This is a genomic window from Stenotrophomonas sp. Br8, assembly GCF_014763005.1.
Classification (GTDB): Bacteria; Pseudomonadota; Gammaproteobacteria; order Xanthomonadales; family Xanthomonadaceae; genus Stenotrophomonas; species Stenotrophomonas lactitubi.
Genome location: NZ_JACGTN010000016.1, coordinates 140,355 through 166,321, shown reverse-complemented (window position 1 = coordinate 166,321; position 25,967 = coordinate 140,355). Strand labels below are relative to the sequence as shown.

Sequence of the window (25,967 nt, the reverse complement as noted above, 5' to 3'; positions counted from 1 at the left end):
CACAGGGCGGCAGCTACACTTGGCCCCATTATGCCTGCTCTGTCGTGCAGGCCATGTTGCAGACACCCTCATCCATGCCAGGTATCTCCATGCCCAACGCTCGTCCCGTCGCCATCCTCGGTGGCGTCCGCATTCCGTTCTGCCGCCAGAACACCGCGTATTCGGATGTCGGCAACCTCGGCATGTCGGTGCGCACGCTGGGAGCGCTGGTCGAGCGCTTCGGCCTGCACGGCCAGCAGCTGGGTGAAGTGGCGATGGGTGCGGTCATCAAGCACTCCAGCGACTGGAACCTGGGCCGCGAAGCCACGCTGTCCTCGGGTCTGTCGCCATTGACCCCCGGCATCACCCTGCAGCGTGCCTGCGGCACCTCGCTGGACAGCATCATCACGGTTGCCAACAAGATTGCGCTGGGCCAGATCGAGTCCGGCATCGGCGGCGGTTCGGATACCACTTCCGATGTGCCGATCGTGTACGGCAAGAAGCTGCGCGCGCGACTGCTGGCCGCCAACCGAGCCAAGACCACCGGCGACAAGATCCGCGCGCTGACCTCCGGCTTCAAGTTCGCCGAGCTCAAGCCGGAGTTCCCGGGCGTGGCCGAGCCGCGTACCGGCAAGAGCATGGGCGACCACTGCGAAGACATGGCCAAGGAGTGGAACATCTCGCGCGACTCGCAGGACGAGTGGGCGGTGTCCTCGCACAAGAAGCTGGCTGCCGCCTATGAGCGTGGCTTCTTCAACGACCTGATCGCACCGTTCCGCGGCGTCGAGCGCGACAACATCCTGCGCGCCGACACCTCGCTGGAAAAGCTGGCGACGCTGAAGCCGGCATTCGACAAGGTGTCCGGCCGCGGCACCCTGACTGCTGCCAACTCCACCCCGCTGACCGATGGCGCCGCCGCCGTGCTGCTGGCCAGTGAGGAGTGGGCGCGGGCGCATGGCCACGAGCCGCAGGCCTACCTGCGCGATGCACACGTGTCGGCCGTCGATTTCGTGCACGGCGAAGGCCTGTTGATGGCACCGACCGTGGCCGTGCCGGAGATGCTCAAGCGCAACGGCCTGACCCTGCAGGACTTCGACATCTACGAGATCCACGAAGCCTTCGCCGCACAGGTGCTGTGCACCCTGCGTGCGTGGGAGAGCGAGGATTACTGCCGCAACCGCCTGGGCCTGGATGCACCGATGGGGCGTATCGACCCGGACAAGATCAACCTGCTGGGTTCGTCGCTGGCCACCGGCCACCCGTTCGCCGCCACCGGTGCACGCGTGATCGCCACGGCGGCCAAGCAGCTGGCCGAGCGCGGCGGTGGCCGTGCGCTGGTGTCGATCTGCACCGCCGGCGGCATGGGCGTGGTGGCGATCGTCGAACGTTGATGCGACTGCTCTGGTAGATGCCAAGCTCGCTTGGCACTGCTCGATGAGCATCCACGCATGGCGTGGATCTACACACAAGAACGCCGCCCGATGGGCGGCGTTCTTGTGATCCCGGTGCGGCCACACGCCAACCAAGGTTGGCGTCTACCGAAGCGGGCTACGGCAACCGCGGGTTGCCGAACTCGTCGCGCTCTTCGTTGGCGTCATACACCGGCGGCAACGGTGCAATCGACTGCTCTTCGACGGTCGCATGCAGCGGCGTTTCAGTGGCCGCTGCCGATGCCCGTACCAGCGCCACGCTGTCCTCGCCGCGCTGCAGGCGCAGTGCGTTGGTCAGGCACTGCGCGGCCAGCACGTGCTCGCCACGCTGTGCGAAGGCTTCGCCCAGCGCTTCCCATGCAGGGGCGCCGGCACCAGCGGCGATGGCTTCATGCAGGAACGCGTCGGCGGCATCCCATTGCTGCTGCGCCAGCGCGATGCGGCCCTGGGCCAGGCGCAGGGCGGCCGAATCGTCGTGCACGTTGCGCCAGCGCTGCAGGTTGGCCTGGCGTGTAGCCAGACGTTCGGCCGGCAGACGGCCATACAGCGCCACCAGTTCGTCATCCCAGCGATGGTCCAGCGCCTGCTCAAGCGCCAGCAGTGCCGGTTCGTCCCAGTCCAGTGCAACCGCACGGGTGGCGTAGGCGGCAACCACGTCCGGGGTCGGTCGCAGCGCCTTCGGCGTGGCTTCCCATTGCGTAGCCAGTGCGTTGACGTCGCCGGCTTCCAGCAGTGCCTGCGCGGCCAGGCGGGCTTCCAGTTCGCTGCTGGCCTCGGCCGGCAGCACCTTGGTCTGGCGCAGTGCGCCCAGCTGGCCGTAAGCCTCATGCGCGCGGCCAGCACGGGCCAGCGCTTCAGTACGCAGCCACAGACCGCGCGGCGGCAGCGGCTGGATCGCCGCCACATCCAGTGCGTTGATCGCATCCACCGGCAGATCGTTGGCCAGCAGCTGTTCGGCGCGCAGCAGCGCCTGCAACGTCGCATCGCTTTCGCCCAGACGCTGCAGCAGCGCCTCGGCAGCGGGTGCATCGGCGCGGACCTGCGCACTGCGCACGGCATTGGCCAGCGCAACGCCACTCACTTCCGGATCCTTGGCGGCGCCGTCCAGCAGCTTCTCGGCGCGCTGCCACTGGCCATGCTCGTAGGCCAGAAGGCCATCGATCAGGCGTACCCGGCCCTGCTTGCGGCGGTAGCGGCCCCAGGCACGGAACGGTGCGGCGATCAGGCTCCACAGCAGCCACAGCACCAGCACGCCGATCACCGACAGCAGTGCCACCTTCGGCAGGTTGCTGTGGTAGTCGTAGCCGGCGTAGCGCAGGGTCACTTCGCCGTAGCGGTTCAGGTCATCGGTGCCGAGCCATTGCGCGGCAACCACGCCAATCGCCACTGCCAGTAACAGCACGACCAGTGATTGCAGGGGTTTCATAGGGGCTTACCTCCGGTCGGTCTGGGTACGCAGTTGTTGCAGGGTGCTGCCAAGCACGGTGTCATCGGCCTGCAATGGCAGCGTGCGCAGGGCATGGAGTTCAGCACGTTGCGCGCGCAGGTCCGGTGAATCCGGCCAGCGCCGCTGCGCCCAGAGATCGATTCTGTTCAGCGCGGCATCGCGGCCGCTGCCATCGCCGCGCTCGATCGCGGCGCGGGCCAGGGTCAGTTCCAGCTGCAGCGCCGTGTCGATGGTGGTGCGCTCGGCCGTGGTCAGCGGACCGTTCAGACGGCTCGGGGTGATGTCCACGAAGGGCGCCAGCGCGGCCTGCCACCACGGTTTCGCGGTGTTGTCGGCGGGCGTCTGCGCGATCTGCGAAGGCAGGCCCTGCAGGGCCTTGCCCAGCGCGTCCAGGCGTTGCAGCGACTGCACGCGAGGGCCCGCGCCCAACGCATCCAGCGCGTTGCGTTCCTGCACCAGTGCCTGGCGCAGGTTCAGGCCGTCGCTGTCGGGAAGATCGGCCAGTGCAGTGGCGGCCAGCGCATACAGCCGGCGCGAGCCATCCACGTCATCGGCGAACGCCAGACGCTGCGCGGCCTGGGTCAGCAGCAGTTCGGCCTCATCGCGCTGCACCGCCTGGCGGCCCTGGTTGGCGCTGTCGGCCAGCTTGGCCAGGTTTTCTTCCAGCAAGGCACTGCGCTGCGACAGGCCCAGCATTTCATCGCGCAGCACCCGATTGGTGGTGGCCGCATCCTGCAGGCGCTGGCTGGCAGCGCGCTGGTCGCGGCGCAAAGCCTCGACCGTGGCCTCCAGTCCCTTCAGCTGCACGGCGGTGGTCTGTGCCTGTGCCAGCTGGTCGCTCTGCTGCTTCTGCCAATAGTGGTAACCGGCATAGCCGCCCGCGCCCAGCACCGCCAGCACGGCAAGCGGCAGCAGCCAGCGCACGGGGCGATGGGGCGATGGAGCGGGCGGCAGAGTGTCGTTCATCGGGCTTCCTTGTCGGCGGCAACGCCGGAACAGATCCGGCAGGCAGCGTTGTGCACAGCATCACTGTTGCCAACGACACCGGCAAGCCACTGCCGGGTGCCTGTTCAGGTCGCTGCCGGGCCGGTGAGCGCCGTGTGTGCAGCGGCGATCAACTGAAGATGGGTGGGGCCTTCGCTGCGCACCACCCGGGTCAGCCCCAGTGCCTGCGCCTGCGCGCCCAGTCGCTCGCTGGCCACCAGTGCGATCGCGTTCGCCTGCAGCCGCTGCTGCCAGTGTGCAGGCAACTGCTGCCAGAAACGCTGCAATGCCTCGCCACTGCTGACTGCCAGCAGCCAGGGCGTCGGAGAACGGGCCAAACGCGCCAGCATGCGCCGCGACAAGCGCAGCGGCAGCCGTCGGTAAACATCGGCGCGGATGATCTGTGCGCCTGCGGCCTGCAGTTCGGCGGCAATCAGCCCACGCCCGCCCGGTGCGGTCACCAGCCCGATCTGCATGCCGCGTACATCGCCCAGCACCGGCATCGCCAGCAGGCCCTCGCTGTCCATCCGCTGGGGCGCATGGACGTCGGCGACGCCGTGCGCCAGCAGCGCGCGCGCGGTGCCTTCACCCACGGTCAGCCACGGGCTGCGTTGCGCTGCCGCCAGCGGTAGCAGGCTGGCCGCCGCCGCGACAGCGGCCGGGCTGGTGAACACCACCCGATCGCTGGTCAGCGCCCGTTGTAATTGCTGCAATGCGGCAATGTCCTGCAGACGTTGCAGCCGCCAGGGCGAAAGCGCGACGGTACGGCCTCCCAGCGCTGCTGCGGCGTGGCGCAGCGCCGCCTGCTGACCCTGCGGGCGCAGTGAGATCAGGGTCCAGCCAGTGGGTATCGTATGGTTGGCCATTCCCGTCATTATGCGGGCCCTTTGTTGTCGTGGTTGCTGCTGATGGCTGTTGATGCCCTGACCTCTTCGCTGGCTGCCCTGCAGGACGTGCTGGACTGCATGCCGGCGGTCCGCGCGATGCAGATCCGCCTGGATGGCTATGCCGACGGCGTGCTGCGCATCACCGCGCCGCTGGTGGCCAACGTCAACGACAAGGGCAACGCGTTCGGCGGCAGCCTGGCCTCGGTGCTGACCCTGTCCGGCTGGGCGCTGGTCAGCCTGCGCCTGCGCCTGGCCGGCCACGACGCCGAGGTCTACGTGGCCGACAGCAACCTGCGCTACCTGGCGCCGGTCTATGAAGACCTGCACGCCCACGCCGAAGCCACCGGAAGCGGCGCCTGGGACACCTTCCTGGCCACGTTCCGCCAGCGCGGCAAGGCCCGCATCAGCATTGTCGCGACCCAGCCGGGCGCCGATGGCAAGGCCGCGGCCGAATTCAGTGGTCGTTTCGTTGCCTTCGCCAAAGGGTAGGATGGCAGGCTGACGCCCTGCGGAACCCACCGATGCGCCGCCTCATCCAGATCCTCCTGTGTTCCCTGCTGCTGCTCAGCGCCGCCGCCGGCGCTGCCGCCGACGACCTCAGCCGCAAGCAGCGCAAGCTGCTGGAAGAGACCCAGATCGCCTACGGCGCCACCATCCGCTGGGGCAGCATGGACGACGCCATCGCCTATCTGGACCCGCAGCTGCGCAAGTCCAAGCCGCCGACCGAATTCGAACTCAACCGCTATGCCCAGCTGCGCGTGTCGTCCTACCGCGAGCGCAGCACGGCAGCGCTGGATGGCGGCCTGGTCGAGCGCCGGGTGGAAATCGGGGTGATCAACCAGAACACCCAGGCCGAGCGCACCGTGGTGGTGACCGAGCGCTGGCGCTGGGATCCGGAAGCCAAGCGCTGGTGGCAAAGCGCGGGCCTGCCGGACCTCTGGCAGGGGCAGTGACGGGTCGCGTCCGGCTTGTGCGACAATCGGCGCCCGCTTAATCGACCCGTGACCTGAGTGAATTACGAAGAGTTGCTGGCCTTCGCAGGCCGAAACCCGATGCTGTCCGCGGCCCTGGTCGGCCTGACCGTGGCCCTCATCGTCACCGAAATCCGCCGCCTGTTCCGGGGCTTCAAGGGCATCAAGCCCGCCGAACTGACCCAGCTGATCAATGCGGGCGGCACGGTGGTGGTGGATCTGTCGCCCAGCGCCGATTTCGAAAAGGGCCATATCGCCGGCAGCCGCAGTGCCCAGGCCAGCGCGTTCGGCCCCGAGCACAAGCTGGTGGCCAACGCCAAGCAGGCCCCGGTGGTATTGGTGTGCCGCAGCGGCAACGCGTCCGAGACCGCCGCCAAGGCGTTGAAGAAGGCCGGCTTCGAGAAGGTCTTCGTGCTCGACGGCGGCATCCCCGCGTGGCAGCAGGCAGAACTGCCGCTGGTCAAGGGCCGCAACTGATCGCAGGCGGTGGCGGAAGTGGCCTTGTTTGCGCCCTCCGCCGCCCCCATCGCAGTAATTCGACCATCGTTTTCATTGCATTCACTGGAGTTACTGGAAATGTCCGAAGAGACCACCAACGGCGCTGTCGCGCCGGTCGATGCCGCCACCGGCCCCGCGTTCACCGTCGAGAAGATCTACGTCAAGGACGTTTCCTTCGAGTCGCCGAATGCTCCGTCGATCTTCAACGACCAGGTGCAGCCGGAACTGCAGCTCAACCTGAACCAGCAGGTCCAGCGTCTGGGCGAGAATGCCTTTGAAGTCGTGCTGGCCGTGACCCTGACCTGCCAGGCCGGCGAGCGCACCGCGTACGTGGCCGAAGTGAAGCAGGCCGGCGTGTTCGGCCTGGTCGGCCTGGACCCGCAGTCGATCGACGTGCTGCTCGGCACCCAGTGCCCGAACATCCTGTTCCCGTACGTGCGCCAGCTGGTCAGCGACCTGATCCAGGCCGGCGGCTTCCCGCCGTTCTTCCTGCAGCCGATCAACTTCGAAGGCCTGTACGCAGAAACCCTGCGCCAGCGCCAGGAGCAGGGCGACGCACCGTCGCTGGCTGACTCCGAGCCGGCCGGCAACGCCTGATCCCGGCCGCGACGTCACGGATGAGCACTACCGCTGACAAGATTGCCGTACTCGGCGCCGGTTCCTGGGGAACCGCGCTGGCTACGCTGCTCGCCCGGCACGGTCGCCAGACCGTGCTGTGGGGGCGCGATGCCGCCGTGGTTGAAGCCATCGACCAGCGCCACGAGAATCCGCGCTACCTGCCGGGCATTCCGTTGCCGGAATCGCTGCGCGCCACCACCGACCTGGCGTCGGCGGTGGAGGGTGCCGCCTGGATCCTGGTGGTGACCCCGTCGCACGCATTCGGTGAAACCGTGCGCGCGCTGGCGCCGCTGCGTCCGGCCGGTGCCGGCGTGGCCTGGGCGACCAAGGGCTTCGAGCCCGGCTCTGGCCGCTTCCTGCATGAAGTGGCGCGCGAAGTGCTGGGCGAGGACGTGCCGCTGGCCGTTGTCACCGGGCCGTCGTTCGCCAAGGAAGTAACCCTGGGCCTGCCGACCGCGATCACCGTGCACGGCGACGTGCCCGAGTTCGCGCAGACGGTGGCCGAGGCGATGCATGGTCCGGCGTTCCGCGCCTACACCGGCGACGACATGGTCGGTGCCGAGCTGGGCGGTGCGATGAAGAACGTGCTGGCCGTGGCCACCGGCGTGGCCGATGGCATGCAGCTGGGCCTGAACGCCCGTGCCGGCCTGATCACCCGCGGCCTCAACGAAATGCTTCGCCTGGCCGCAGCAATCGGCGCCAAGCCGGAAACGCTGATGGGCCTTGCTGGCCTGGGCGACCTGGTGCTGACCTGTACCGGCGACCTGTCGCGCAACCGCCGCCTGGGCCTGGCCCTGGGCCGCGGGCAGACGCTGCAGGACGCCATCCGCGAAATCGGCCAGGTGGTCGAGTCGGTGCAGACCGCCGACGAAGTGATGCGACAGGCGCGCCGTCATGGCATCGACCTGCCCATCTCCGACCGCGTGCGCGCCGTGCTGCATGGCGAGCAGACCCCGGAAGAAGGATTGCGTGCGCTGTTGGCACGCGAACAGAAACCGGAGTATCCGGACACGCTGTTCAAGTGAATCGAAAAACCCCGGCCCAGCGCCGGGGTTTTTTTTGTGCGTGCGCGAACCCCATCCACGCATGGCGTGGATCTGCTGTGGAACCCGTAACGCCCATCATCGCGGCCGCGGCGGTGCGTTGGTATTGTCCATGTCCGAAAAGATCATCCACGGCCCACCCGCTACCCGCTTCAACGTCAGCGTGAACTTCCCGGTATCGCCCACGTTGTTGCCGTAGGTGTAGGCGCCGATGATGTAACCGGTGGTTTCCTCGGCGGCATAGGCCAGCGCGCGCAGTCGCAACGGGCTGCTTCCCTGGCCGGCATACGCTGCCTCGATTGCCGCGCGCCCGCGCACAGGCGGCTGGTTGCTCTGCAGGATGAAACCGTCCTTGGCGAACAGCCCCGCCAATGCCTTCGCATCACCCGTGCGCCACGCCTGTTCGTAATCGCGCAGCACCCGATCCAGCGCAGCGGGCAGGGCGACATCGGCAACACGTGCGGCGGGCGAGGGGGCAGCCGATTCCTGCGCAACAACAGGCCCGGCCAGCAACAGGCCACTGAGAACAATCACGGCAAGTCTTGAACGGTGCATGCGTCTGCATCCTGGCGGTGATGGAAAGCATGACTGCCAGAGTATCCGTCTTGGCTGGCGGGTAGAATCACGCGGGCGCCAGCTGGGCGAATGCACACAGGACAGGGAATGACGTCTCGAATGATTGGAATGGCGGCGATGGTCGCGTTGCTGGCCGCCTGCACGCAGACACCGGCACCCGCACCGGACGCAGGCACCGCTGCCGCCGCACCGGCGACAGAAGCTCCAGCCGCCACCGCTACAGTGGTCGAAAACGAGCCGTCCATCGAAGACGGCGTGGACCCTTCGGTGTGGGACAACGAAGGTGAGCCGGAAGGCGAGACCCCCGGCGCGGAGCTCACCTGCAAGGACAATCCGCTGGCCACCTATTTCTTCACCCTGGTCGGCGGCAACACCGTGGACGACTGCGGCCGCAAGGACCCGAAGGTGCTGGCCGCGTTCAATGCCCTGATGAAGAACACTGCGGCGGCCGAATCGCCCGACAAGAGCATCCCCTCCCTGCGTGAACGCCTGCTGAGTGGTCCCAGCGGGCCTGGCGAACTGATGGTGCTGCAGGGCGAGCCGTGGTGGCTCTACACCGCCTGCCAGGCGCACCAGTGCCCGACCACCGCGTTGGCGATGCTGTACTCGCCGACGCAGTCGAAGATGGTCGGCCGCCTTACGGCCCGCTGCAAGGTGTGGTGGCTGGGCGAGCCGAACGCGGAGCAGCGTGCCCTGATCGATCGCGAGCGGCCGGTGGACGAAGCGATGCTGAAGGAAGAAGGCGATTCCTGCGAGTGATGGGCGCTAACGCCGGAAGAGGTTCCGGCGTTATTCCTCCGGTCGCATCCGCGCACTGACCTGCGCGGTCAGCGCCAGGCACGCCATCATCAAACCCTCCATCACCCGATCGCCCACGTATTCGTCGTCCGGGCCGTTCTGGCGGACGCGCTCGGCCGCCAGCAGCATCTCCAGCGCGATGCGCAGGCCTGCCAGTGCGCAGTCCGCATCGGCCAGTGCCATGCGACGGCCCGGCATCTGATGACGCTCCGGCCACGGCTGGCCGTCGGCGGCTGCGCCGTTGCCGATCCGCGTCAGGGTGGCAATGAAAGCCGTGGGGTCGAGCGCAGGTGGTTGCTCTGATACCTCATCGCCCGCAACGCGATAGGGGTGGGGGCGAGGGAATTCCGGTGTAGTCATGGCTGGGGCTCCGTGCAGGACAGACGGTAGCCGCCACACAAAGGTGGCGGGCGGAGACGTGGCTCGAAAACCGGGACAATGAACCGGCAGGCACAGGGCCTCCACGCTCCGCCCGCCGTAGCCGGCAGACGGATTGCCGACCGGCGCCACGCGAGGTGACGCCGGCCGGCAAGCGCAATCACTTCATTGTCGATACGGGTTTTCGAGGCCCGGCCACCCCAGATGAGGTGGCTCGTCATCTGTACCTGTGCCGACGCGTAGCGCCAATCAGAAGAGTTGCATTCAACGCTTGATGCAAGACGCTTTCGGCATTCTTGCATGCTGTTAAGCCGCCCCAAACGCCGATGGCGCAAGGGCCCTAAGCGATAGAGGAATATGCGACATGCGTCGTGGTTGCCTGCGTAGTGTGCTGTCGCCTCAGCGAGGCAATGACGACAGAACTCCGCGATTGGGCGGCACAACGTGGTTCTAATCGAGCTCTATGAGAAAGCGCGTGGCCATGGCAGATGGCACGACAGACGCCCCGACCCGCTTCAGTTCAACCAGTCCATAGCCTTCCATCATCCGAAGGGTACGAGAAAGGCTTGGAACCTTACGCCCGCATTGCTCAGACAGCTGGGTGAGGGACCTGGGTTGAAGTTCGCGCAGCAGTCGCAACAGCCGGCGGTTCTCATCGCTCAATACTGCGGCCAGGGAAGACAGGGTCGAGAAGGCTATCGCCCCATCCGTTACCTGCGGTGGGGCCGATCTGTCCCTTCGTTCTCCGCCGATGACACAACGTCGGAAGGTACTTTGGACTGGCGAACGGCGCGTGTCGGAATCTGTCATCGGTGCGAGATTGCATTGGGACCGATAGATCATGTCTGGCTGAGCACGAGTTGCATTGAACAAACGGCGCATGTAGGGCGCGCCTGCAGGACCGTGTCAGCTTCGGGCCAGGAGCGGACTTCCGCCCGGCTCCCGATCAACAACGCTGATCTCACGCTGATATCCATTTCCGGCCATCAACAAGCCTACCGGTCACTCGCTGGGTTTCAGCCGCTGCGCTGAGCGAGCGTACGAATCGAAGACGCGACGTCGCCTGTGCCAATCAACTGCTCTTCCAGTGCCTCTACCGCGGGTGTGCCGGCGGCCGCACTACGCATCAGCCGAAAGCTCGCTGCGGGGAGCGCGGGAAGTCCCAAGCCATCGCCGGCAATGACCAAGCCATCCTGGATGTCATCCTCAAGCGCGATAGTGATGGCGAGCCCCGACTTTGCAGCCGATCGCAAGCCCTGCTGGCTCGCCGAGCTGAAGGCGACGCGCCACTCGAGGCCGGCTTCAACAAGTGCTTCAACGCACACGTCCCGGTGCATGCACGGACTGGGCGCGAGGGCGAGTGGCAGCGCCTTCTCCGGTTCATGCTCGTACCCCGAACCGATGGCCCAGACGAAACGCGTTCGCCTCAGAAGCGGCCAGTCAACGTCCTCCCGCAGAAACAGGTTCACCGCCAGATCGAGTGTTCCTGCATGTATCTGCTCGTTCAGCGCTCCGTAGGGCTCCACGGTTACATCCAACCGCACCGCCGGAAATCTGCGGGAGAAGCGCGACAGCATTGCGGTCAACAGATCGCCGGCATAGGTCTCGGGCACGCCAAGGCGCACTGCGCCGGTAACGGGAGCCTTCTGGAATCGGCGAACCAGCAGGCTCTGGGCAGCAAGGATCTGCTCCGCATGACGCAGGAAGTCCTCGCCGTCTTCGGTGAGTGTCACGCTTCTCGTGGTCCGCTTCAGCAAGGCGCTGCCCGCCTGCTCTTCCAGCTTCCGGATCTGGTGGCTGATGGCGGATTGGCTAAGGCTCATGCGCTCACCCGCCTTGGTGAAGCCACCTGTCTCTACGACGGCGACAAAGGCGCGTAGCAGGTCGGGGTCAAAGAACACCGGAGCGATCCATGATGAAGATTGATCAATTCTATTAAATCAAATCATTTTTATCATCTTTGAGGTTTCCCCAAGATGGCAGCTCATTCGACACGCGCAGCTTCATTCGACGCTGCTGCGTGCCAGATCCCGGACCTGCCTGAGGAGACCCATGACTTCCCTTTCACCTGCTGCTCGAGACCGCCTGACGCTTTCAGCGGCATGCGTGGCATCCCTGATGTTCGGGCTGGAAATCTCGAGCGTGCCGGTCATCCTGCCGATACTGGAGGCAGAGCTGGGTAGCAGCTTCAGTGGCCTGCAGTGGATCATGAATGCCTACACCCTGGCCTGCACGACGGTGCTGATGGCGGCTGGTGCACTGGCGGATCGCTATGGGCGCAAGCGTGTATTCGTGGTCAGCCTGCTGCTGTTCGGTATCACATCCTTGGCCTGCGGCCTTGCGCGCAGCGGGCCAGCCTTGATCGTGGCTCGATCGCTGCAGGGCGCGGCGGGAGGCGCAATGCTGGTCTGCGTGTTTACGGTGCTTTCCCACCAGTTCAGTGATTCCGCACAGCGAGCCAAGGCATTTGGTATCTGGGGCGTGGTCTTTGGCGTGGGACTGGGTTTCGGCCCGGTCATTGGGGCTGGCGTCGTGGCCATCAGCAACTGGAGTTGGGTGTTTCTGGTGCATGCGCCCTTGGCAATTGGCGCGACGGTTCTTGCCGCGCTGGGCTTCAGGGAATCCCGAGCGCCAAGTCGCCGCAAACTGGACCTTGCGGGGATCGTCTCGCTCTCGGTGGCCGTCTTCTCTTTCACCTGGTACATCACTCAGGGCATTCCTGCAGGCCTGGCAAGCGGCTCTTCCATGGCGGCCGCCCTGGTTGCTGGCATCAGCCTGGCGGTATTCATCGCGGTCGAGCGCAGGGCGCCGGACCCGATGTTCGATTTTTCCATCTTTGGCAACCGGCGCTTTTCGGGCGCATTGCTGGGCTCGATGGGCATGAACTTCAGTTTCTGGCCACTTATGGTGTACCTGCCATTGTTCTTCCAGCACGGACTGGGCTACTCGAACATCGCGACCGGCCTATCCGTGCTGGCATACACATTGCCGTCGCTGCTGCTTCCGCCTTATGGCGAGCGTCTCGCTGTGCGCTTCGGGCCCGAGCGTGTGATCCCTGTCGGGATGTCTGTCATGGGTGGCGGAATGCTCATGATGGCGATCGGTGCAGGCGCGGACAACGCGAGCTGGCTGACGATGCTGCCAGGCTGTGTTCTTGCAGGCTCAGGCCTGGGCGTGATCAATACGCCCATCACCAACACAACGACCAACTCGGTGCCCAGCGATCGTGCCGGCATGGCGTCCGGCATGGATACCAGCGCCAGATTCATCAGCCTCGCCATCAACATCGCCGTAGTGGGGTTGATCCTGGTGAAAGGTACCGACTACGCACTTGGAACGAACCTGCCCTGGGGCGACCCTTCGCATCTGCGATCGCTTGCGGAGGGCTTGTCCGCGGGTACTGCGCGTCTGGATGAATTGGCGGCCACTGGCCAGGTTGTGTCCAGTGACGTCGCGCATCAGTCTCTGCTTTTCGGCTATCGACTCGCCATGGCTTACTCGGGCGCATGTGCCTGTGTCCTGGCAGTTGCCAGTGCGCTTGCGTTCCGGGGCAGTCGTCACTCCATGGCGTCGTCCACCAACGAATCGAAAGTGCTGTGAGGTGCCTGGGGAACGAGCGGAACGTTCGTAGCAGCGTAGCCTGGGCGCAAAAGGTCTGCGCTGAAGCGCTACGGTCTTTGGGGGGAGGCACCCAGGGACCGCTTCCAGCTAGAACCGCTCGTTTACCTCAGGCGACAGCCTCAGGGGCCCGCCACGGCTTGGCCTGAAAAGGCGGCAATCGCCCTCGCATCAGCCTTCGCCCGGGTTCCATGGGATGATGCGCTGCCCACCGGACGAACGACCATGCAGAAGCTGACGGACCCCCATCTGCTGGACGACATCGCCGAGATTGGTCGAATCCAGGCCGTGCCGCGCATCCTGGAGACCGTAGCCCACATCACGGGCTCGCGCTTCACCGCCATTGCCCGCGTGACCCAGACCACCTGGACCGCGTGCGCCACGTTCGACACCCTGGGGTTTGGGCTTGTTCCGGGTGGCCAACTGGTGCTCGAGACAACCATCTGCGATGAGATCAGGCAGTCGGCAACGTCGGTGGTATTTGCGCATGCGAGCAAGCACCCGGTTTACGCCACGCATCACACGCCGCGGATCTACGGGCTCGAGAGTTATGCGTCCGTTCCCATCCATCGGCCGGACGGAAGTTTCTTCGGCACACTCTGCGCGATTGACTCGGCACCGGCCAGCTTCGACGTGGCCCACGTGCAGAGATCCATGGAGCTGCTGGCCGATCTGGTAGGAAGCTACCTCGACAAGGAAGATCGCCTCGAGCGAGCGGAAACTGCGCTCTCCGACGCGCACCGCGTCGCCGACCTGCGCGACCAGTTCATTGCCGTGCTGGGTCATGACCTGCGCAGTCCTCTGCAGGCAATCAGCATCGCCGCGGATTCGCTGGCATGTGAGCTGAACGCTGAAGGTCAGCAACGAATGCTCGCGCACATCGCCTCAGGCGTTGCCAGAATGGATGGACTGATCAACGACGTGCTTGATTTCGCCAGGGGGCGTCTGGGCGGCGGTATTCCCATCGCGCTGCAGCTGACCAGCACGCTGGAAGAAGACCTGAAAAAGGTTGTGGAAGAGGTGGCCATCGCCACTGGCCGCCAGGACATCAAGGTCCGCATGCAGATGGACGACAACGTGGTCTGTGATCCGAGCAGATTGGCGCAGCTCCTGGCCAACCTGCTCACCAATGCAGCCGAACACGGAGCGCGCTCGTCGCCAATTGCGCTGACCGTCAACGCCACGCCCGAAATGCTTACGCTCGAAGTACACAACGACGGACACATTCCATCAGAGAGGATGGACGCCATATTCAGTCCGTTCTCTCGCGAGAAGAGTGAGCAGCCACGGCCCGGCCTCGGCCTCGGCATCTACATTGCGTCGGAGATTGCGCGCGCTCATGGCGGCACGCTGGAGGTGCAGTCCAGCGCGGCCACCGGCACCTTGTTCACGTTCAAGATGCCGCGGCTGGAACTTGCGTAGAGAGGCAGGTCTCGCTGCGCTCCGCCCTGACTGCGTCTTCAGCCCTCAACGTCCTTCACTTGCGGGCGTGTCGCGCGTCTTTTTCATCCACGCCCTTCGCAGCCGCGCGACTCTGCGCAAACTCTGGGAACGTTTCCTCGATCGAGTCCTTGTCCGGCAGCACGTAGAACACACCGCCCTTCTCGAACGTGGGGTTCACGATCTGCTCGTAGAACCCGGGTGAGACGTTGATGCAACCGTGGGTGACGCGGTTGTCGTCCGGCGTGGCGGATGCCAGTCGTTCGCTGCGCTTCTCTTTCGGGGTGCCCGGGGGGAGCGGGTGCATCGACACGGCGGAATCGTAGTCCACCCACAGCACGCGTCCGGCGTCCTCGGACGGGCCATAGCCACCAATGAAACGGCCGGCCGGGGTGGTGCGGTCGTGGCCTGGAATCGCGCTCAGCGCGAGCTTGGCGACGCCGGGCGCCGAGTGATCGCCGATGGCCGAACCAAACAATGCCGGCGCCGCGCCACGCAGCTTGCCGTCACCGCCGAAGACCAGGACCTGCGCAGCGGCCTTGTCCATGATCGCGAACGGATAGCCCTGGTTGTCCTTGCTGGCGACTACCCAGCCGGCCAGTGCAATGACGGTCTCGGATACTTCCTGGCCCTGCGGAAGTTCATCGGCGGCGTTCGCCGTTTCCGCGGCAGGTGCTTCTTTTGCTTCCTTGCCATTCTTGGCACTGGCCACGCTGGTGCCTGCCAATGCCAGCGCGATGGTCAGCGCGGCCGACACGGCCCGGCGTGCAGGGAATGAGTACGTACGAATGGGACGGCTCCTTCGGATGAAGACCGAGAGGTTGAAAGACACCAGTGGCCGGCGAAGGCCACTGGTGTCTGGTTCAAGCGTTCATCAAAGTGGGTGGGAGAGCGGTTACCCGCGCGGCTTGCGGCCCGGGACCCTTTCGAGCTGCTGGACGCGGCCTTCAATCTGATCCAGACGCTGGTTGGCCTGCTGTGCGGACTGGTTGGCGGATTCGGCGCTCTGCGCCGCGCCTTGCACCTTCACGTCGAGCTGGTCGAGACGTGAGTTGATCGAAGCGAATTCGTCTTTGTAGGTGGCGCAAGCACCGAGGCTTACGGTAGCAACGATGGCTACGGTGACGGCACGTGCCGCGTTGATTTGCTGCTTGGTCAGGAACATTCCACTCCCTCCTTCGTCTGGGGAGTCTGGAATATAGCGGCGTTTGTTCCCGGCGCTGCGAAGTGCTTTCAGCTGCAGTTGGAAGACGTGGATGGGCCGTGAAGGTGCGGCAAGCAGCCAACCTTAACAAGCGGGAACAAGCGAGCTGTGCTGCATCGGTCGATGCCCTTGCGCCGCTTCGATACAGCCAATTCATCAGGATGAAGCGGGCTCACGCTGTCCTAATGAATGGGCGCAGATGAGCGTCGCGCAACAGCTACGCCCGCACCTCACTGCTACACGTGCAGTTCTCAGATGCACGAAGCGGTCATGCCCTTCGTCCTGCGCCCGACGGCTACTACATGACGTATCGAGAGTTCCCTGAACAGGAACCTCATTCATGTACCGGTCAGTTCAATATTCAGGGCTGATTTCATCAACAAACGGATAATTCACACCTGTCGAACGCCCCTTATCCCTCCCCTCCCGAGGGGCGTTCGACGAAACCAAAATAATTAAAGGTGTATCCCGATGATCAAGAATTCGCTGCTTGCCCTGGGTCTGTTGGCCGCGCTGCCGTTCGCCGCATCGGCTGCCGATGGTCTGTCGTACAACTACGTTGAAGGCGGCTATGTGAACACCGATGCCAAGGGCGGCCACTCTGATGGCTGGGGCGTGAAGGGCTCGGTTGCCGTGCACCCGAACTTCCATGTCTTCGGTGATTACAGCAAGCAGGAAACCGACACCTTCAAGAATGATGTCGCCCAGTGGCGCATCGGTGCCGGCTACAACTACGGCATCGCACCGAACACCGACCTGGTGGCTCGTGTTGCGTACCAGAAGTTTGATATGAAGCACGGCCTGGACTTCAACGGCTACTCCACTGAAGTGGGCGTGCGCACCGCGTTCAACCCGTACCTGGAAGGCTATGCGCTGGCCGGTTACGAGGATTACAGCAAGAAGCACGGTATCAACCCGGACGGCGAGTTCTACGGCCGCGTCGGCGCCACCGCCAAGTTCAACCAGAACTGGGGCCTGAGTGGCGAAGTGAAGCTGGCCAAGGCCGGCGACCGCGAGTGGTTCGTGGGCCCGCGCTTCAGCTGGTAACAAACGCCTGTCGTTAGTGCGTGTAACTGGCGTGTGACCTCTCTCCCATACGCCAGTGAAGCCCGGCCTCGTGCCGGGCTTCTCTTTTTCCGGTTTCGCTTTGCCACAATGGGGCATGGGCGAACCTTCCACTCTCGCTGGCACCGGCACGGCCTACCAGGAACACCTGGCGCCTGCGCTGCTGCGTGGCCAGTTCGGCCAGCTCTGGCAGAGCCAGTTGTCGGCCGACGCCAGCGGCAGCATCACCGTGCTGCCCGATGGCTGCGTGGATATCCTCTGGCGTGAGGGTGCCCTGTTCGTGGTGGGGCCGGACCGGACCGCCGCACACCCGCAACTGGCGCCTGGTGCGCAGGTGTTGGGCGCGCGTTTCCGGCCCGGGCAGGCATCGGCGGCACTTGGCATCGACTTGTCTGACATCGTCGGTCAGGCCGTGCCGCTGATTGAATTCAATGCCCGATGGGCAACGCAGGTTGCGGCCTCGATTGGTGATGCCGCGCCTGAGCAGCGTCTGCAACGTCTGGCCGATTGCCTGCAACAGAACATGCCTGCGGCCGTGGTGGACGAACACACGAAACGTGCGCATGTGCTGTTCGCGCACGCTGCCAAGGGCGACGTCAGCGTCGATGCACTCGCCACCCACCTGGCGATGAGCCCGCGCACCCTGCGCCGCTTCAGCCAGGCGCAGTTCGGTTACGGTGCAAAGTCGCTGGAGCGGATCCTGCGCCTGCAGCGGTTCCTGCGCTGCAGCCAGGCACAGCCCGCGCACAGTCTGGCGATGCTGGCCGCCGAGGCGGGCTATGCCGACCAGGCGCACCTCAGCCGCGAGTCCCGCGAGCTGTCCGGCCTGACCGCCAGTGCGCTGCGCCAGGAGTGGGCGCGTTGATGGCCGTTTCGTTCAAGACGCCTGCTCAACGCTGACCGATGCTGTGCGCTCCAACCACGGAGCCGCCCCATGAGTCACGCAGACACCACTGCTGCCGAACGCCGCATCGACAACATCGAATTCAACGTCGCCGACATCGCCCGCAGCAAGCGGTTCTATGGGCAGGTCTTCGGCTGGTCCTTCACCGACTACGGTCCGGCCTATACCGAGTTCGATGATGGCCGCCTCAAAGGGGGTTTCGTCGCTGACGAGGCGGTGGCAGCCACGGGAGGTGCGCTGGTGATTCTCTACTGTTCGGATCTGGCAGATGCACAGCAGCGCATCGTCGCGGCCGGCGGCGAAATCGTGCAGGACGTGTTTGCTTTCCCCGGTGGCCGTCGCTTCCACTTCCGCGATCTGGACGGCTACGTGCTGGCAGTATGGAGCGACCAAGGCTGAGCCTTGGTTGCCCCGGTGCTAGCGGACCGGCCTGCGGTACATCTCTGCGAGCGTGGCCTTGTACTGCGCCAGTGGCTGCAGCCCCATCGCCTCGCGGCGCGCATCCAGGCCTTCCATGTCTTCGGTGGGGCGGAGTTCCATCGCGCCATCATCGGCCTGTGTGAACTGGCTGCCATAGCGCTGCGGTTTGCCCTGCGCCAGCAGCACGCGATCAGTCAGTAGTGCCAGATCTGCAGAATCAGCTTCACCGGCTTTGGCGGCCTTCTCGATCAACGGCAACATATCGGCCTGGAACACGGGATCGTGATCGGCGTGCTGGACCAGCAGCCACGCGGCTTTGGCACCATCATGTCCAGCCAGGGCATACGTCGGCCAACCCTTGTCAGCTACCACCGATTTCAGCCAGTCGGCGTTGGCCTTGATCACTGGAGCTGTTGCTTTGAATGCCTCGCCACCGCCAGCGTCGACAGCCGCGTGCTGTGCCACCTGGTCGAGCTCGGCGCGCTCCAGCAGTTCCCTGCGCAGGGGCGCGTCCACCAATGCGAGGCGCCGCTGCTCGGCGGCCAGCACCTGTTTGTGCAAGTCCGGCCACGCCGGGTCGTTGCGCAGTGCATTCAATCCCGGCCGGTCCTTGTGCAGCAGGTCATCGAACGACAGCCTGCCGCTGGGGAGCAAGGTGGTCACGTAGTTCATCGCCTTTACCCGCTCGCCGGCCGCTGCCGTGCATTCAACCAGCAGCAGTTCGCCACCCTCGGGAAAACGGCCTCCACGTTGCAAAAGATCATCCAGCAACTGCGCACATCCGCTGAAGTCATCGGCGCCATAGCGTTCGAGCGCGCTGAAGAAGGGGCCTTCGTTGGAGGCTCGAATCTGCATCGGGATGGCCAGCAGCAATGCCAGTGCTACGGCAACGGGCACATGCGGCCATCGCATCAGTGAACGGAACATCGGCTGCTTCCTCCGTGAAGTGCGTGGATGGCGAGCCCTTGCAGGCCGCATGTCTGCAGGCTAGCAGTGTCATGGCGAGGCCTCAAATTGACAGGCGGCCAGAGCAGCCGGAGCATTCGATCACCGACACTGAGCAACAGGCGCACGCGCTTGCCAGCGGATGGCTTACGCTCGCCGCGAACTGAGAACCGCTCCGTCGCCCGCAAGGCCGTTCCGCTATGATCGCCCGCACATCGCCCCATGCGATTTGCCCGCCTCAAGCCAGCAGGAACTGCCGTGAACGCCCAGCCCGCCCCCATCACCGCCCTCAACCACACGCTCGACAACGAGCCGCAGCAGATCACCGCACCGCTGACCCATTCGGCCGCGTTCCTGGTGCTGACGGTGAAGGACGATGAGGCGTCGCTGGCGAAAGTGCGCGAGGTGCTGGCCAGCACCGATGACCTGATCAAGAACACCGCCATCCGCGAGATCGAGCGCACCTTCACCTGCAACGTGGCCATCGGCCACCGCGTGTGGGCGCCGCTGGTGGGCAGCACGCCGCCGCGCGAGTTGAAGCCGTTCCAGGAAGTGAAGGGTGCTGCCCACACTGCCGTGTCCACGCCGGGCGACCTGCTGTACCACATCCGTGCACGCACGATGGACCTGATCGTGGCGTTCGAGAAGAATCTTCTGCTGGCCTTCGGCGATGCCGTGGAAGCGGTGGATGACGTGGCCGGTTTCCGTTACTTCGACGGCCGCGACCTGCTCGATTTCGTCGACGGTACCGCCAACCCGGAGGGGCTGTCGCTGCCGGAGGCGACCATCGTCGGCGACGAAGATCCCGACCATGCCGGTGGCAGCTACGTGGTGGTGCAGAAGTACCTGCACAACCTCGATGCCTGGCGTGCGCAGAAGACCGAAGCGCAGGAAGCAATCATCGGCCGCACCAAGCACGACAACATCGAGCTGGATGACGCGCCGGCCGACGCGCAGAAGTCGCACAAGACGCTGTGCACCATCGAGGATGCCGACGGCGAGCACGAGATCCTGCGCGACAACATGCCGTTCGCCAATCCGGGGCGCGGCGAGTACGGCACCTACTTCATCGGCTACACGCGTCGGCTGTGGGTGATCGAGAAGATGCTGGAGCGGATGTTCATCGGCAATCCCGCGCCGCTGCACGATCGCATTCTCGATTTCTCCACCGCGACCACCGGCGTCACCTTCTTCGCCCCCTCGCGCAAGGTGCTGGCCGACCTGGGCGACTGATCACGCCGGGTGGGGCAGCCAGGTAGATCCACGCCATGCGTGGATGGATCAACCGGTTGCCCAGAACAGCCACGCATGGCGTGGCTCTACTGCGCCGCCATCTGCCTGTCATCTGCAGCGCCGACCATGGCGCGTTGGACGGCAGTGGAGACGTGGGTGATGGATTCTGCAGGCAACAGGCGCACCACGCGCCGTGGTTGGCGCCCGTTGGCATGGTTGCTGGGCCTGCTGGCGCTGGGCAGCGCCAGCGTGTCCGCACAGGACGCGCCTGCGCATTGGATGGCCTATGCCGCCTCCGTCAGCGGCGAACTGCAGCAGCGCCTCCAGCAGGAACAGGATCCACGCGCCCAGCGCCTGCTGGCCTGGCTGCAGGAGTATCCCGATACGCCGACACCGCTGGTGGTGAGCGTGTGGATCGCCCGCGATGGCGCGATCTCCAAACTGGAATTCGACAGCTTGGGTGATGCCCAGGTGGATGCCGATCTGCGTGCGACGCTGCAGGCCACGGCGTTGCCGGCGGCGCCGCCGAAGGACATGCGCCAGCCGCTGCGGTTGGGGCTGGTGCTGCAACCCAGGTAGAGCCGCGCCATGCGTGGCTGCGTTTGGTAGATGCCGACCTTGGTCGGCACGTGAGCGCCAACCAAGGTTGGCGTCTACCGGTGCCCGCCAGCCACGCATGGCGTGGCTCTACCGCGTTGCCAGCTGCGGTTCACGTGCGGCTGCACGCCACGCCCGCAGCCCGAACAATGCCAGGCCCAGGAAGAACACGTACAGCGCAGCGGTCACGTGCAGTGACTTGAACAGGTACGCGCCCACGTAGACCACGTCCACCACGATCCACACCCACCAGCAGGCGGCGTGTCGGCGTGCCTGCCACCACTGCCCGACCAGGCTCAACGCGGTCAGCATCGCGTCCAGCCACGGCAGCGCCGCATCGGTGAAGGTATGCATGCCGGCGCCAAGCGCGACGCCGCCACACAGGCCGATGGCGAGGTCGCGCAGCAGCGTGCCGCGCGCCAGCGGCACGATGCGGATGCTGCCTTCATCGGCCGCGTGCTGGCGCCAGTTGATCCAGCCGTAGACCAGGAAACCGCCGAAGGCGACCTGCAGCAGCGTGTCCGAGTACAGCTTGGCCTCGGCGAACACCGCGCCGTACAGCGCGACCGACAGCAGGCCGACCGGCCACGCGGCCAGTCGTCGCTTTGCCATCAGCCACACCCCGAGGATGCTGAAGAGGGCCGCGGTCCACTCGAGCGCGACGCCGCTCACAGCGCGAACGTCACCGACAGGCGAGCCTGTCGCGGCGCACCCGGGAACAGGTAGTAGTCACCGCCGCTGCTGCCGGTGTCGCGCCAATAGAAGCGGTTGAACAGGTTGTCCACCGACAGGTTCCAGCTGACCGCGCGGTCGTGCAGGCGATGCTGGAAGCGCAGGCCGGCGTCGAACACCGAATAGTCCGGTGCACGTACACCACCATCGGCGCGGGCGACGTTGGCGGCGGCATAGCGCCAGCCACCGGTCACGTCCAGGCCCTCGGCGAACGGCAGCGCGTAGGCCAGATGCACGCTGGCACGCACCTTCGGCACGTTCACCAGCTGATGGCCTTCATAGGCCGGGGTGCCGGTGTCGCGGGCGCGCGCCTGCAGCACGCTGGCGCTGGCGACGATCTGCAGCGCGTCAGTCAGTTGGCCGTTGGCGGTCAGTTCCAGGCCGGTATGGGTCTGCTGCCCTTCCTCGACGAAGGTGTAGCCGGCATCACTGCCGTCCGGCTTTGCGTACTGGTAGGGCTGGGTGGTGCGGAACACCGCGGCGCCCAGGGTGAGGGCGTCCACCGGCACGTACTTCACACCCACTTCCAGCTGCCGTGACTGCATCGACGGCAGGAAGGTATCGGCGTTGGACGTCCAGAACGGTGCTTCCTGGCCCAGCGAAATGCCGCGCACGTAGCTGGCGTAGGCGTTGAGCTGGTCGGTGGCCTTCCACACCAGCGCGGTCTGCGGCAGGAAGCGCGACAGGCGGCTGTGGCGCTGCGGCGTGCCGCGCTTGTCGTAGGCGCGCTCGTCGAGGCGCACGAAGCGGCCGCCCGCCAGCCACTGCCAGTCATCGCCGAAGCTCATCCGGTCCAGCGCGAAGAACGCGGTCTGGCGGCTGTCCAGGCGCCGTGCCGATGCACCCGGCATCTTCGGCGAGGGCTCGAACACCGGCACCTGCGCATCGTGGATGTTGCTGGTGCCGACGTACTCGTTGACGCTCGGGCGCTTGTCGACGGTGCGGCGGAAGTAGTCGGCGCCGATGCTCAGCTGGTGGCCGACGCTGCCGGTGTCGAAGCTGCCGCGCAGTTCGGCACGCGCCTGCTGGTTACGGCGGGTGTCATCCGGGCTGCGGTAGTCGTAGATGTCGTAGTCGCCGTTGGGGGCGAAATAGTTGCCCGGCACGCTGCCGTCTGCGCACCCTGCGGTGTAGTAGCAGCCGTAGGCGAAGGCGACGTTGTCATCGATCACCGAGCGGCTGTGACCGATCGACAGCCGCGACTGCCAGGCGTCGTTGAAGTCGTAGGTGTGCAGGGCGGTGATGTTGGTGCTGGCGATGTCCACCGGCCGCTGCCACGGCTGGTAGCCGAGCAGGCGCTCGCGGTCGACGCCGCGCGGCAGCTCGCGCGCGCCCAGCAGCTGGAAGCCGGACACCGAGCGCTGCGAGCTGGTCTGGTAGTTGGCATCCACTTCCAGCTTGCCGTGTTCGCCGATCAGCCAGTCGGTGGCCAGCGAATAGAAGTTGCGGCGACCGTCGGCATGCTCGACGTAGGAATCACTGGCATCCCAGGCGGCATTGAAACGGACGCCGAAGCGCGGGGTCAGCCAGTGGCCGACATCCACGGCGGCATAGCGCGAGCCCTCCGAATCGGTGCCCAGGGTGACCGTGCGTACTTCGGCCGGGCGCTTGCCCACGTAGTTGATGATGCCGCCGGGCGCCATCACGCCAGCCGCCAAGCCGGCTTCGCCCTTCAGGATCTGCACTTCCTGGATGTTCTCCAGCGCCAGGCGCTGTTCGCCGGCGATGGACATGCCGTTGAAGCGGTAGCCGGTGGCCGCATCCAGCGCGAAGCCGCGGATGGCGATGCTCTGGTAGTAGCCCACCGGCGCATAGGCATCGCCCAGTGAGGCGTCATTGCTGGCCAGCTCGGACAGCGAACGTACCTGGCGACGGTCGAGGTAGTCGCGCTCCAGCACGTTGACCGAGGCGGGCGTGTCCTTCCAGGAGCCGCCGCCGAATGCGTTGACGCGCGAGGTATCGGCCTTCGGTTTGCCGGCCTGCACGCGCACTGCCGCCAGTTCGGTGGGCGAGGACGGCGGAGCATCAACGGCGTCGGCGCCTGCCTCGCTGGCGTACAGCGGCAGGGCAGCGCAGAGGGCAAGGGCGAGCAGGGTGGGGCGCAGGCAGCGGTTCATTCGATTCGTCTTCAGACAACAAGGGAGACGAAGCGACGGCGCGCAGGTGCACCGGCCCATGACGGGGGTGTGGCTGCGGCTCAAAGCTCCCTACGCCGGTGCAAACCGGATCAGGTTCCAAGGGACTCTCTCAGCCTGGCAGATCCAGGCACCCCCGCTTCAGGTGACCATTTCACTACAAATGGTACGGATTTGCGAGCTACCTCCCTTCAGCCGCGGTCAGATCCCTTTCCAGCGGAAAGGGATCTGACCGCGGCCGAGCGCATCATCGACGCATGGCGTCGATCTACCGGGTACCCAGCGTGTTGGGTGGCTCGCGGCTTACGCGGCGGCGTGCAGGGCCGCCAGCAGGGCCTGGCCGGGGGCCGTGGCGAACCAGGCCGGATGCCCGAGCATGAACGGCTGCCAGGCGACGTCGGCATTCGCGGTGGAGCCGGTGACGCCCTCGAAGTACTCCACTTCGGACAGAGCGAAGTCGAAATGCACCATCGGCAGCAGGTCGGCCAGCAGGTGCACGCGCGTGGGCGACAGCGGCAATTCCTGCCGGTAGCCGTCCAGCAGGGCCAGGGCGATATCGATGCGTACCGCGTCGGTGCCGCGCTCCAGCTGCAGCCAGGCCACCGCGTTGCGTTCGATCGCGGTGGCCAGGTCGAACAGCGCGCTGGTCGGCGAGGCCAGACCGAAATCGAGCACCGTGGCAATCGTGCCGTCGTCGTTCCACAGCAGGTTGGAGACGTGCCAGTCGTTGTGCGCCCACAGCCGTGGTTCGTCCTGCAGGCGCGCGGCCAGGCCGTGGTGCCAGGGCAGGACGTCGCGGTGCAGCTGTTCTTCCCAGGGAATGCGCGCCAGGTAGCGGGCCAACCCGGGGCGGTTGCCGAGGTCGGCCTTCAGCGCGGCGATCGGGTCATCGGCGCGGATCAGGTCGTCGCGTGCCACCAGCAGATGGGTACTGCGTTGCGGGGCGTGGTAGCTGGCCGCGGCGCGGTGCAGCGTGGCCAGCATGCGCCCTGCCTCGCGGGCCTGGGCGACGTCGGTCAACGGCGACCACGAAGGCAGTTCGCGATACAGGTCCTTGCCGGTGCCCACCGCATGCAGTTCGTAGGTCCACTGGTCGTGTTCGAGTGCGGTGCGGCCATCGTTGCTGGCCAGCACCTGCACCACCGGCATGCCGGCAGTCGCCAGATGTGCGATGAAACGGTGTTCTTCCTCCAGGCTTCCAGCGCTGCGCACACTGTGATGGTGGCGCTTGATGAAGAGCGGACCGCCCGTGCCGTCGACGATGGCCGCGGCCGACAACGGACGCGGGCTGTGCCAGCGCAGCGTGCTGTCCGCGCCCAGCTGCGGAAAGTGGCCATGCAGCCAGGTGATCTCCTGCGCGTCGATCGCTGGCCAGTCGGCGGCGACCTCGTCGTTGTTGAGGCCCTGCACGCGATGGGGGGAAGAAGTCATGCCACGGCCGCTGGTGAGTAAAGGAACATCCAAGGCTGCGCATTCAACGCCATGGACGCCACAGACGCAAACGGGCGGGTCATCGACCCGCCCGTCAGGGACATCATGTGCGGCCTGTGGCCGGCGCGCTTACCAGCCGCGATGGCGGCCGCGGTCGTGGTAGTAACGGTTGTCATGGCGCTCGCGCTGCCAGCGACGGTCATCGCGGCGGTCGTAGCCATAGCCGCGGTTGTAGCCCCGGTCATAACGGCGGTCGTAGCCACGGTCGTAACGGCGGTCATAGCGCCCGTCGTAGCGGCGATCATGGCGGTCGGAGGTGGTCAGGTTGCCGATGGCGCCGCCGGCAACCGCGCCGCCGACGGTGGCGGCCGGGTCGCCGTTGGAGATCAGGTGACCCGCCACGCCGCCGACCACGGCACCGACCACGGTGCGCTTGTCCTTCCTCGACATCGCGCTGGCATCACTGACCACGGCCACGCCGGCAAGAAGTGCCAGGGCCATCGCCAGACCACGGAAGCTGAGTGCGGAAGTGCTGAGCATGTTGGGTTCTCCTGTGAGGTGCATGCCACGGTGGGCAGGGAGGGCGCTGGGCGCCCCGGCTGCCGTAGGGACCACGCTGGTGCCCGGACATTGC

General features: G+C 65.8%; 28 protein-coding genes and 1 riboswitch. Of the genes, 14 read left to right on the top strand and 14 right to left on the bottom strand.

Annotated features, from left to right (window positions below; genetic code table 11):
• Nucleotides 1-74 precede the first annotated feature (74 nt).
• Nucleotides 75-1,370: an acetyl-CoA C-acetyltransferase gene (locus H3005_RS14840; protein ID WP_100461806.1), complete on the top strand. Its 1,296-nt coding sequence runs from the start codon at nt 75-77 to the stop codon at nt 1,368-1,370.
• Nucleotides 1,371-1,527: 157 nt separating this feature from the next.
• Here H3005_RS14840 and H3005_RS14835 read toward each other — a convergent pair whose 3' ends face one another.
• From H3005_RS14835 to H3005_RS14825, 3 genes are all read right to left on the bottom strand, one after another.
• A complete protein-coding gene (locus H3005_RS14835) occupies nt 1,528-2,835 on the bottom strand; it encodes a heme biosynthesis HemY N-terminal domain-containing protein (protein WP_191078490.1) in 1,308 nt (435 codons plus the stop codon).
• 6 nt (nt 2,836-2,841) lie between these two features.
• On the bottom strand, nt 2,842-3,822 hold the full coding sequence (locus H3005_RS14830; RefSeq protein ID WP_100554365.1) for a uroporphyrinogen-III C-methyltransferase: 981 nt from the start codon (nt 3,820-3,822) through the stop codon (nt 2,842-2,844).
• Nucleotides 3,823-3,926: 104 nt separating this feature from the next.
• A complete protein-coding gene (locus H3005_RS14825; protein WP_100554366.1) occupies nt 3,927-4,715 on the bottom strand; it encodes a uroporphyrinogen-III synthase in 789 nt (262 codons plus the stop codon).
• 33 nt (nt 4,716-4,748) lie between these two features.
• On the opposite strand from H3005_RS14825, the gene H3005_RS14820 reads away from it, so the two are divergent.
• The 5 genes from H3005_RS14820 to H3005_RS14800 all read left to right on the top strand — a co-directional run bounded on the left by H3005_RS14820 (nt 4,749) and on the right by H3005_RS14800 (nt 7,839).
• A complete protein-coding gene (locus tag H3005_RS14820) occupies nt 4,749-5,216 on the top strand; it encodes a YiiD C-terminal domain-containing protein (RefSeq protein ID WP_089242022.1) in 468 nt (155 codons plus the stop codon).
• Nucleotides 5,217-5,248: 32 nt separating this feature from the next.
• Nucleotides 5,249-5,680 carry a hypothetical protein gene (locus H3005_RS14815; RefSeq protein WP_100554367.1) on the top strand — a complete coding sequence of 144 codons (432 nt, stop codon included), beginning with the start codon at nt 5,249-5,251 and terminating at the stop codon, nt 5,678-5,680.
• A 57-nt stretch (nt 5,681-5,737) separates the two neighbouring features.
• Nucleotides 5,738-6,175 (top strand): rhodanese-like domain-containing protein, encoded by a 438-nt coding sequence (locus H3005_RS14810; protein ID WP_025875933.1) that lies wholly within the window; start codon nt 5,738-5,740, stop codon nt 6,173-6,175.
• A gap of 99 nt (nt 6,176-6,274) precedes the next feature.
• Nucleotides 6,275-6,793, top strand: coding sequence for a protein-export chaperone SecB (gene secB, locus H3005_RS14805; protein ID WP_025875931.1), 519 nt, complete (start codon nt 6,275-6,277; stop codon nt 6,791-6,793).
• A gap of 20 nt (nt 6,794-6,813) precedes the next feature.
• The gene (locus tag H3005_RS14800; protein WP_025875929.1) at nt 6,814-7,839 is read left to right on the top strand and encodes an NAD(P)H-dependent glycerol-3-phosphate dehydrogenase; all 1,026 of its coding nucleotides are present in this window, start codon (nt 6,814-6,816) and stop codon (nt 7,837-7,839) included.
• A 96-nt stretch (nt 7,840-7,935) separates the two neighbouring features.
• Here H3005_RS14800 and H3005_RS14795 read toward each other — a convergent pair whose 3' ends face one another.
• The gene (locus tag H3005_RS14795) at nt 7,936-8,412 is read right to left on the bottom strand and encodes a nuclear transport factor 2 family protein (protein ID WP_165781030.1); all 477 of its coding nucleotides are present in this window, start codon (nt 8,410-8,412) and stop codon (nt 7,936-7,938) included.
• A 108-nt stretch (nt 8,413-8,520) separates the two neighbouring features.
• Between H3005_RS14795 and H3005_RS14790 the strand changes: the two genes are divergently transcribed.
• Nucleotides 8,521-9,192, top strand: coding sequence for a hypothetical protein (locus H3005_RS14790; protein ID WP_100554369.1), 672 nt, complete (start codon nt 8,521-8,523; stop codon nt 9,190-9,192).
• Nucleotides 9,193-9,222: 30 nt separating this feature from the next.
• Here H3005_RS14790 and H3005_RS14785 read toward each other — a convergent pair whose 3' ends face one another.
• The 3 genes from H3005_RS14785 to H3005_RS14775 form a co-directional block, all read right to left on the bottom strand.
• Complete coding sequence (locus tag H3005_RS14785; RefSeq protein ID WP_100554370.1) at nt 9,223-9,591, bottom strand: hypothetical protein; 369 nt, start codon at nt 9,589-9,591, stop codon at nt 9,223-9,225.
• A gap of 468 nt (nt 9,592-10,059) precedes the next feature.
• On the bottom strand, nt 10,060-10,419 hold the full coding sequence (locus tag H3005_RS14780; protein WP_165781034.1) for a helix-turn-helix domain-containing protein: 360 nt from the start codon (nt 10,417-10,419) through the stop codon (nt 10,060-10,062).
• A 206-nt stretch (nt 10,420-10,625) separates the two neighbouring features.
• Complete coding sequence (locus tag H3005_RS14775; RefSeq protein ID WP_100554371.1) at nt 10,626-11,510, bottom strand: LysR family transcriptional regulator; 885 nt, start codon at nt 11,508-11,510, stop codon at nt 10,626-10,628.
• Between the two features lie 151 nt (nt 11,511-11,661).
• Here H3005_RS14775 and H3005_RS14770 point away from each other — a divergent pair, with 151 nt between their 5' ends.
• Both H3005_RS14770 and H3005_RS14765 read left to right on the top strand, forming a co-directional pair.
• Nucleotides 11,662-13,209, top strand: coding sequence for an MFS transporter (locus tag H3005_RS14770; protein WP_100554372.1), 1,548 nt, complete (start codon nt 11,662-11,664; stop codon nt 13,207-13,209).
• A gap of 243 nt (nt 13,210-13,452) precedes the next feature.
• Nucleotides 13,453-14,649 carry an ATP-binding protein gene (locus H3005_RS14765; RefSeq protein WP_100554373.1) on the top strand — a complete coding sequence of 399 codons (1,197 nt, stop codon included), beginning with the start codon at nt 13,453-13,455 and terminating at the stop codon, nt 14,647-14,649.
• Nucleotides 14,650-14,704: 55 nt separating this feature from the next.
• On the opposite strand, the gene H3005_RS14760 is transcribed toward H3005_RS14765, so the two are convergent.
• Both H3005_RS14760 and H3005_RS14755 read right to left on the bottom strand, forming a co-directional pair.
• The gene (locus tag H3005_RS14760; RefSeq protein WP_100554519.1) at nt 14,705-15,406 is read right to left on the bottom strand and encodes a hypothetical protein; all 702 of its coding nucleotides are present in this window, start codon (nt 15,404-15,406) and stop codon (nt 14,705-14,707) included.
• 156 nt (nt 15,407-15,562) lie between these two features.
• Complete coding sequence (locus H3005_RS14755) at nt 15,563-15,832, bottom strand: hypothetical protein (protein WP_089241667.1); 270 nt, start codon at nt 15,830-15,832, stop codon at nt 15,563-15,565.
• Between the two features lie 513 nt (nt 15,833-16,345).
• Here H3005_RS14755 and H3005_RS14750 point away from each other — a divergent pair.
• From H3005_RS14750 to H3005_RS14740, 3 genes are all read left to right on the top strand, one after another.
• Entirely contained in the window at nt 16,346-16,918 is a 573-nt protein-coding gene (locus H3005_RS14750) for an Ax21 family protein (RefSeq protein WP_191078508.1), read from the top strand.
• A 115-nt stretch (nt 16,919-17,033) separates the two neighbouring features.
• Nucleotides 17,034-17,801: a helix-turn-helix domain-containing protein gene (locus tag H3005_RS14745; protein ID WP_191078489.1), complete on the top strand. Its 768-nt coding sequence runs from the start codon at nt 17,034-17,036 to the stop codon at nt 17,799-17,801.
• Between the two features lie 69 nt (nt 17,802-17,870).
• Entirely contained in the window at nt 17,871-18,239 is a 369-nt protein-coding gene (locus tag H3005_RS14740; RefSeq protein ID WP_100554375.1) for a VOC family protein, read from the top strand.
• A gap of 18 nt (nt 18,240-18,257) precedes the next feature.
• Here H3005_RS14740 and H3005_RS14735 read toward each other — a convergent pair whose 3' ends face one another.
• Nucleotides 18,258-19,187 carry a DUF6624 domain-containing protein gene (locus H3005_RS14735; protein ID WP_100554376.1) on the bottom strand — a complete coding sequence of 310 codons (930 nt, stop codon included), beginning with the start codon at nt 19,185-19,187 and terminating at the stop codon, nt 18,258-18,260.
• Between the two features lie 276 nt (nt 19,188-19,463).
• Here H3005_RS14735 and H3005_RS14730 point away from each other — a divergent pair, with 276 nt between their 5' ends.
• A complete protein-coding gene (locus tag H3005_RS14730) occupies nt 19,464-20,438 on the top strand; it encodes a Dyp-type peroxidase (RefSeq protein WP_100554377.1) in 975 nt (324 codons plus the stop codon).
• 159 nt (nt 20,439-20,597) lie between these two features.
• Nucleotides 20,598-21,017 carry a hypothetical protein gene (locus tag H3005_RS14725; RefSeq protein WP_191078507.1) on the top strand — a complete coding sequence of 140 codons (420 nt, stop codon included), beginning with the start codon at nt 20,598-20,600 and terminating at the stop codon, nt 21,015-21,017.
• Nucleotides 21,018-21,125: 108 nt separating this feature from the next.
• Here H3005_RS14725 and pnuC read toward each other — a convergent pair whose 3' ends face one another.
• The 4 genes from pnuC to H3005_RS14705 all read right to left on the bottom strand — a co-directional run bounded on the left by pnuC (nt 21,126) and on the right by H3005_RS14705 (nt 25,873).
• Nucleotides 21,126-21,707, bottom strand: coding sequence for a nicotinamide riboside transporter PnuC (gene pnuC / locus H3005_RS14720; RefSeq protein ID WP_089241607.1), 582 nt, complete (start codon nt 21,705-21,707; stop codon nt 21,126-21,128).
• Nucleotides 21,704-23,884 (bottom strand): TonB-dependent siderophore receptor, encoded by a 2,181-nt coding sequence (locus tag H3005_RS14715; RefSeq protein ID WP_191078488.1) that lies wholly within the window; start codon nt 23,882-23,884, stop codon nt 21,704-21,706. Before H3005_RS14715 ends, pnuC begins: the two co-directional genes overlap by 4 nt.
• 70 nt (nt 23,885-23,954) lie before the next feature.
• Nucleotides 23,955-24,050, bottom strand: a riboswitch (TPP riboswitch).
• Nucleotides 24,051-24,205: 155 nt separating this feature from the next.
• Nucleotides 24,206-25,333 (bottom strand): phosphotransferase, encoded by a 1,128-nt coding sequence (locus H3005_RS14710; protein WP_100554380.1) that lies wholly within the window; start codon nt 25,331-25,333, stop codon nt 24,206-24,208.
• A gap of 129 nt (nt 25,334-25,462) precedes the next feature.
• Nucleotides 25,463-25,873 (bottom strand): glycine zipper 2TM domain-containing protein, encoded by a 411-nt coding sequence (locus tag H3005_RS14705; protein WP_059063181.1) that lies wholly within the window; start codon nt 25,871-25,873, stop codon nt 25,463-25,465.
• Between the last annotated feature and the right edge of the window lie 94 nt (nt 25,874-25,967).